Raw genomic sequence first — 6,128 nt, forward strand, 5'->3', positions numbered from 1 at the left:
TCTAAGAGCCTGGGTTCTAGGTCAAGCAATCTGGCGCATAGTCTGAACCCAAAGGGGGGAGGGCTTGTGCGGTCTGTCTTTTTGCGGCGGCTGGCCAGCCGATACGGCGGAGGTACGGCCCAACGGAGATACCATCTCTTTCCTGCCTTGGCGGGGATTGGGCTGGCGTTGGCGCTGTTCTGGCAGATTGACCGGCTGGCCCGGCCGGTGGTGATTGAGCTGGCCGGAGCGAAGCTGCAAAATGCGGTGACGGAGATCGTCAACGACGCGGTAGGCCGCTCTTTAGAGGAAGGCGATGCCGGCGACGGGCTGTTTGCCATTCAGACCGACCAGAACGGGACCATTACTACCCTCACTGCCAACCCGGCCGCCTTGAACAGGCTGCGGGGGAGCATTCTGGCAGACGTGCTGGAGCGGGTGCGGGCATTAGACCGGGAGACCCTGGGAATCCCCATAGGAAATCTCACCGGCTGGGGGATCTGTTCCGGCCGGGGGCCGGTACTGTCCGTGCAGGTACTGGCGGCGGCGGTGCCAAGGGCGGAGTTTCGCAATGAGTTTACTGCGGCGGGGATCAACCAGACCCTCCATCAGGTGATGCTGGACGTGACGGTGGAGGTGTCCCTGCTGCTGCCGGGGGGAAGGGCAGAGTATAGCATAAATGTTCCGGTGTGCGTGACGGAGACGGTGATTATTGGACAGGTGCCGGACACCTATCTCAACCTTCCATTTGGTTACGAAAAGGAGAGAGGAGAACTTTCTTAATATACATGTTTCTTCGTGATACGTTGTTCCGTTATCTGCAGATGATGCTGCTGGCCGCCCTTCCGGCGGCGGTGCTGTTTGCCGGCCTGCGGCCCTACCGGAAGAGGACTCTGGCAGCCATGGGGCTGAGAAGCAGCACGCTGCGGGAGGGGGCGCTCCTTCTGTTTGGGGCCATCGTGTCCGGCGTACTGGTGATGACGCTCCTGCCGGACTTTGTGGTAGAGCCGGCGGCCACAACGGATGGTATGTGGGGAGACGTGCGGCTGCTGGTCTGCCGGTATGGGCCGTTTTACCGGGTGAATTTGGTGCCGTTCCATATGCTTTCCGATTACCGGTGGGAGCTGCAAAAAGGCGGCTGGGCTTTTACCCTGCTGAACCTGGGGGGAAATCTGGCGGTCTTTGTGCCCTTCGGCCTCTTTCCCGCCCTGCTGTGGCGGGGAGCCAGGTGGCAGCGGGCGGCGAAGACCGGCTTTATTACTTCTGTGTTCATCGAAATTGGACAGTATTTCGTGGTCCGCAGTACCGATATTGACGATGTCATTCTCAACACCCTGGGGGCGATGCTGGGGTATGGACTGTTTGTACTCCTGCGCTGGCGGACGCCCCAGTTTACGGCGCGGTTTCAATGTGAAGAAGTGGAGGCTTTAGATGGACGAACAACAGGAGATCCAGACCCTTCGAGAGGAGCTGGAACAGGCCAATTATGAGTACTATGTGCTGGACAACCCCACTATGTCCGACTACGACTTTGACCACAAGCTCCGCCGGCTGGAGGAGCTGGAGGCGGCCCACCCTGAGCTGGTGACGCCAGATTCTCCCACCCAGCGGGTGGGGGGCAAGGTGGCCGACGGCTTTCAGGAGGTGGTCCACCTGGTGCCGCTGGAGAGTCTTCAGGACGTATTTGACCAAAAAGAACTGGGGGAGTTTGACCAGCGGGTGCGGGACGCCCTGGACGGAGAGATTGAATACGATGTGGAGCCTAAGGTGGACGGACTGTCAGTGGCCTTAGAGTATGAAAATGGCGTCTTTGTCCGGGGGGCCACCCGGGGAGACGGCCGGGTGGGGGAGGATGTGACGGAGAATCTGAAGACCGTGCGTGCCATCCCCATGGTTTTGCCGGACAAGCTGCCCCGGCTGATTGTCCGGGGCGAGGTGTATATGCCCAAGCAGGTTTTTGAGTCGCTTAACGCCCAACTGGAGGTGCAGGGGAAGTCTCTCTTCGCCAATCCCCGCAACGCCGCCGCCGGCTCCCTGCGTCAGCACGATCCCAAGGTGGTGGCGGCCCGCCGGCTGGATATTCAGGTGTTCAACATCCAACTGGCGGAGGGAAAGACCTTTCAGACACATACAGAGACCTTGGAATACTTGAAAACACAGCACTTTAAAGTAATTCCACATTACACCTGTCCCACCATTATCCAGGCGGGCGATCAAATTGTCCAGATGGGGGAAAGCCGGGAGGAATTTCCCTTTGACATCGACGGCGCGGTTATAAAGTTAAATAGCTTGCCAGATAGAGAAATTTTGGGCAGCACGGCCAAATTTCCCCGATGGGCGGCGGCGTTCAAGTATCCGCCGGAGCAGAAGACCTCCAGAGTGATGGATATTGTGGTGCAGGTGGGCCGCACTGGTGTGCTCACCCCAAAAGCGGTGGTGGAGCCGGTGCGCCTGGCGGGGACCACCGTCACCAACGCCACCCTCCACAACCAGGACTTTATTGCGGAGAAGGATATCCGCATCGGCGACACGGTACTGATTCAAAAGGCGGGGGAGATTATCCCCGAGATTGTCAGTGTGCTGAAAGAGCAGCGGCCAGAGGGGACGGTTCCCTATACGCTGCCTGAGGTCTGTCCAGTGTGCGGCGCACCGGTGGTCCGGGATGAGGACGGGGTTCACATCCGCTGTACCGGTGCGGAGTGCCCTGCCCAGGTGCTGCGCAATCTGGTCCACTTCGCCAGCCGGGACGCCATGGACATTGAGGGCCTGGGACCGGCAGTGGTAGAGGCGCTGGTGAAGGCCGGGCTGGTAAAGGGGCCCGCCGATCTGTACCGGCTGGAGGCAAATGCGGTGTCCAAACTGGAGCGGCTGGGAGAGCGCAGCGCTCAGAATTTGATCGCCGCCATTGAGAAATCCAAGGAGAACGACCTGTCCCGGCTGCTCTTCGCCTTTGGGATCCGGCAGGTCGGGCAGAAAGCGGGAAAGGTGCTGGCGGCCCGGTTCGGCTCCCTGGACGCCCTGATGGCTGCCACGGAGGAGGCGCTCACCGAAGTGCCGGACATTGGCGGTATTACCGCCAAGAGCCTTGTGCAGTGGTTCCAGAGTCCCCAAAGCCGCCACCTGATCGACGGCCTGCGAGCGGCGGGGGTAAATATGGACAGCCATGAGGCGCCTGCTGGGGACAAGCTGGCGGGGAAGACCTTTGTCCTCACCGGCACACTGGAGCGACTCACCCGGCAGGAGGCTGGGGCGAGAATTGAGGCATTGGGCGGCAAGGTCTCCGGCTCGGTGTCCAAAAAGACCAGCTATGTGGTGGCGGGAGAGGCCGCCGGCTCCAAGCTGAAAAAGGCCAACGAGCTGGGCATTCCCGTGCTCTCCGAGGAAGAGCTGGAAGAACTGCTGGCAGAGGAAAGCTGAAAAGCTGTACCAATTGTCTCAGTACGGTCTTTGCAGATCGAATCGCCTCTGAACGGCGTTGAAAAATCTTGAAATACGCAGCGTGTTCCGGCGATTGTTTGCCTCGTCAAAGATGATTTACCCTCGCAAATCTGCATACTTTTCCAAATGGTACAGCTTCTGAGCGCCATGATGTTTCAGAGAGAGGAGAGAGACAATGCGGCCTGAGTGGAGCGAGAAACTGGATGCGCTGACAGGGGAGCGCCGGCAGGCTATGGCATTTTTGCGGGACAGTCTGCCGGTGAGCGATCTGGACTGCTATTCCTTTGACTTCTTCCTTACGTGCGCGGACCACGCCCTCCAGGTGCGTCAGGAATTCGCCTGGTGCGCCCAACTGGAGGAGGAGATTTTTTACCACTATGTCCTCTGTCCCAGGGTGAACGATGAGGATCTGGGTGAATATCATGCCTGCTTTTACCGTGCGCTTCAGCCCCGGGTGACTGGATTATTCCCGGAAGCGGCAGCGCTGGAGGTAAATCGCTGGTGCCATGAGTGGGCGTCCTACGAGAGCCAGGATGACCGCACCGCCGCACCATTGACCGTACTGCGCAATGGAAGCGGCCGGTGCGGGGAGGAGTCCGCCTTTTTGACAGCGGCTCTGCGGAGCGTGGGCCTTCCCGCCCGGCAGATCTATGCCCCCCGGTGGTCCCACTGCGACGACAATCACGCCTGGGTGGAGGTGTTATGCGGCGGAGTTTGGCATTTTCTCGGCGCCTGTGAGCCGGAGCCGGTGTTGGACCGTGGGTGGTTCAACACCGCTGCCTCCAGAGCTATGGTAGTCCATTCCCGGATTTTCGGTCGGGGTACATCTCCACTCCATGGCGTCCCCATCGGCCGGGAAGGGGCGGTGACCTGGTATAATCAGACCGCCCGCTATGCCAGGACGGCGGAATACCGCTTCTCAGTCCGGTGGCAGGGAGCGCCTGCCCCCGGCGCCCGGCTCCATCTGCAACTTCTCAATGAGGCTGGCTTTCACACGGTTGCAATCCTGACGGCGGACGGCTGCGGGAAGGCGGAAATCTCCCTGGGACTGGGCAGCCTTCATGTCCTGGCGGAGTGGAACGGCCTGTGGGCGGAAGAGGACTGTACCGGGGAGGGGTGCACCCTGATGCTGTCCGATGCGTTCTGCCCGGAGGAAGAATGGGTGGAGTGGAATTACTGTGCGCCTAAAGACGCACCCATCCATCCCGGCACACTGACACAGATCCAAAAGACAGAACGGGCCGCTGTCCTGGCCCAGGGAACAGCCATACGGGAGAGCCGGCTCAGCGCCCACTTTGACCCGCTCCGGGGAGCTGCTCTGCCGGAAATGGAGGAGGCACTTCTCCGGAGCGCCCGTGGCAATTTTGACGAAATATATGCCTTCCTTTCTGGGAAGAACCGGGAGAGCCGGGCCCGGCTGCTAGCCACTTTGGCGGAGAAAGATCTGCGGGATACAGACTGTGAGACGTTAGAGGATCTCTTCCACCTGCCCTCCGCCGGTGAGCTGCCGGAAGAAATTTACTGGCGCTATGTAGCCTGCCCCAGAATCGCCTGGGAGAAGCTCACCTCCTGGCGGGGTCCGCTGTCCCAATGGCTGGCAGGATTAGAAGAGCGCTTTCGCACCCGGCCCGGCCTTCTGTGGGGGGAATTGAGACGCCATATTGCAGCGCCGCAGGGGGACTGCTACGCCAATCTGTATTGGACCCCTGCCGTAGCAGTGAAACGGGGCCGGTGCGACGAAAAGAGTCTCCGGGTGCTGTTTGTGACATTGCTGCGTACCTTGGGCATCGCCGCCCGGCTGCGGCCTACAGACGGGGTGCCGGAGTTTTGGGAGAATGGTCGGTTTCGGACGGTAGCGGAGGAGGAGACTGGGCCGCTGCGGCTGGTGCGGACACAGGGACAGATACCCCTGTACCGGCAGAATTGGACGCTCTCCTGCTGGACAGAGATGGGCTGGCGGCAGTTAAATCTGCGGGATGGGGATTGGAACAGGGAGATATATTGTTTGAACCTGCCTGTGGGGGGGTACCGGATCATCACCGCAGTGCGCCTGCCCAACGGCAGTCAATTCGCCGCCCGGCGGGATTTTATCCTGTCCGGACAGGGGCAGACCATCCCACTCTGTCTGCGTACCTTTGCTTTAGCGGATATGCTGGGAGAACAGGACATGCCGCCCCTTCCGGCGGTTACGCTGACGGGAGAACCAGTGGGGGATGGGCGGCATACCAGCGGCAAGCCCGCTTTACTGTTCTGGCTGGAGGAGGGGAGTGAACCCACAGAGCATATACTTAACGAGCTGACAGACAGACAGGAGGCATTCCAGGCGCTCCCGGCAGACATTAAATTTTTTGTGCGAAGTGCAGAGAGCGTAAAACAGCCCACGTTGGCCAGAGTGCTGCATAAATGGCCCGAAATTCAGGTGCTGATGGATGAGTGGAGCTTTGATCTGGAGGAGGTGGCTCGCCGGCTGGGCTGCGATCCGGACCGTCCCCCTCTGGCTGTGGTGTGCAGCAAAGCGGGACAGGCAGTTTATGGGCGCAGTGGTTATTACGTAGGCACGGTGGAGCTACTCGCCCGGATTTTGGAATATCTGTGTTTTAAGTAAGACAGGGCATAGGCCATTTGGCCTATGCCCCCAGCCTGTCGAAAAAGTCTGCCCTTCGGCAGACTTTTTCATATAAACGAGGTAAAATAGAGCAGGGTGAGAAAAA

4 protein-coding genes are annotated in these 6,128 nt (G+C 59.9%); all 4 read left to right on the top strand.

Translation table 11 applies throughout. The features are described from left to right. Positions 1-66 precede the first annotated feature (66 nt). The 4 genes from yunB to D1159_RS11740 all read left to right on the top strand — a co-directional run bounded on the left by yunB (position 67) and on the right by D1159_RS11740 (position 6,022). Entirely contained in the window at positions 67-762 is a 696-nt protein-coding gene (yunB, locus tag D1159_RS11725) for a sporulation protein YunB (RefSeq protein WP_347563683.1), read from the top strand. Positions 763-767: 5 nt separating this feature from the next. Beyond that, complete coding sequence (locus tag D1159_RS11730) at positions 768-1,469, top strand: VanZ family protein (protein WP_161845843.1); 702 nt, start codon at positions 768-770, stop codon at positions 1,467-1,469. Continuing rightward, positions 1,411-3,396 (top strand): NAD-dependent DNA ligase LigA, encoded by a 1,986-nt coding sequence (gene ligA / locus D1159_RS11735; protein ID WP_161845844.1) that lies wholly within the window; start codon positions 1,411-1,413, stop codon positions 3,394-3,396. The genes D1159_RS11730 and ligA overlap by 59 nt, the downstream gene beginning before the upstream one ends. Before the next feature lie 196 nt (positions 3,397-3,592). Continuing rightward, the gene (locus tag D1159_RS11740; RefSeq protein ID WP_161845845.1) at positions 3,593-6,022 is read left to right on the top strand and encodes a transglutaminase-like domain-containing protein; all 2,430 of its coding nucleotides are present in this window, start codon (positions 3,593-3,595) and stop codon (positions 6,020-6,022) included. Positions 6,023-6,128 lie beyond the last annotated feature (106 nt).

The sequence above is a fragment of the Pseudoflavonifractor sp. 524-17 genome, assembly GCF_009935845.1.
GTDB lineage: Bacteria > Bacillota > Clostridia > Oscillospirales > Oscillospiraceae > Pseudoflavonifractor_A.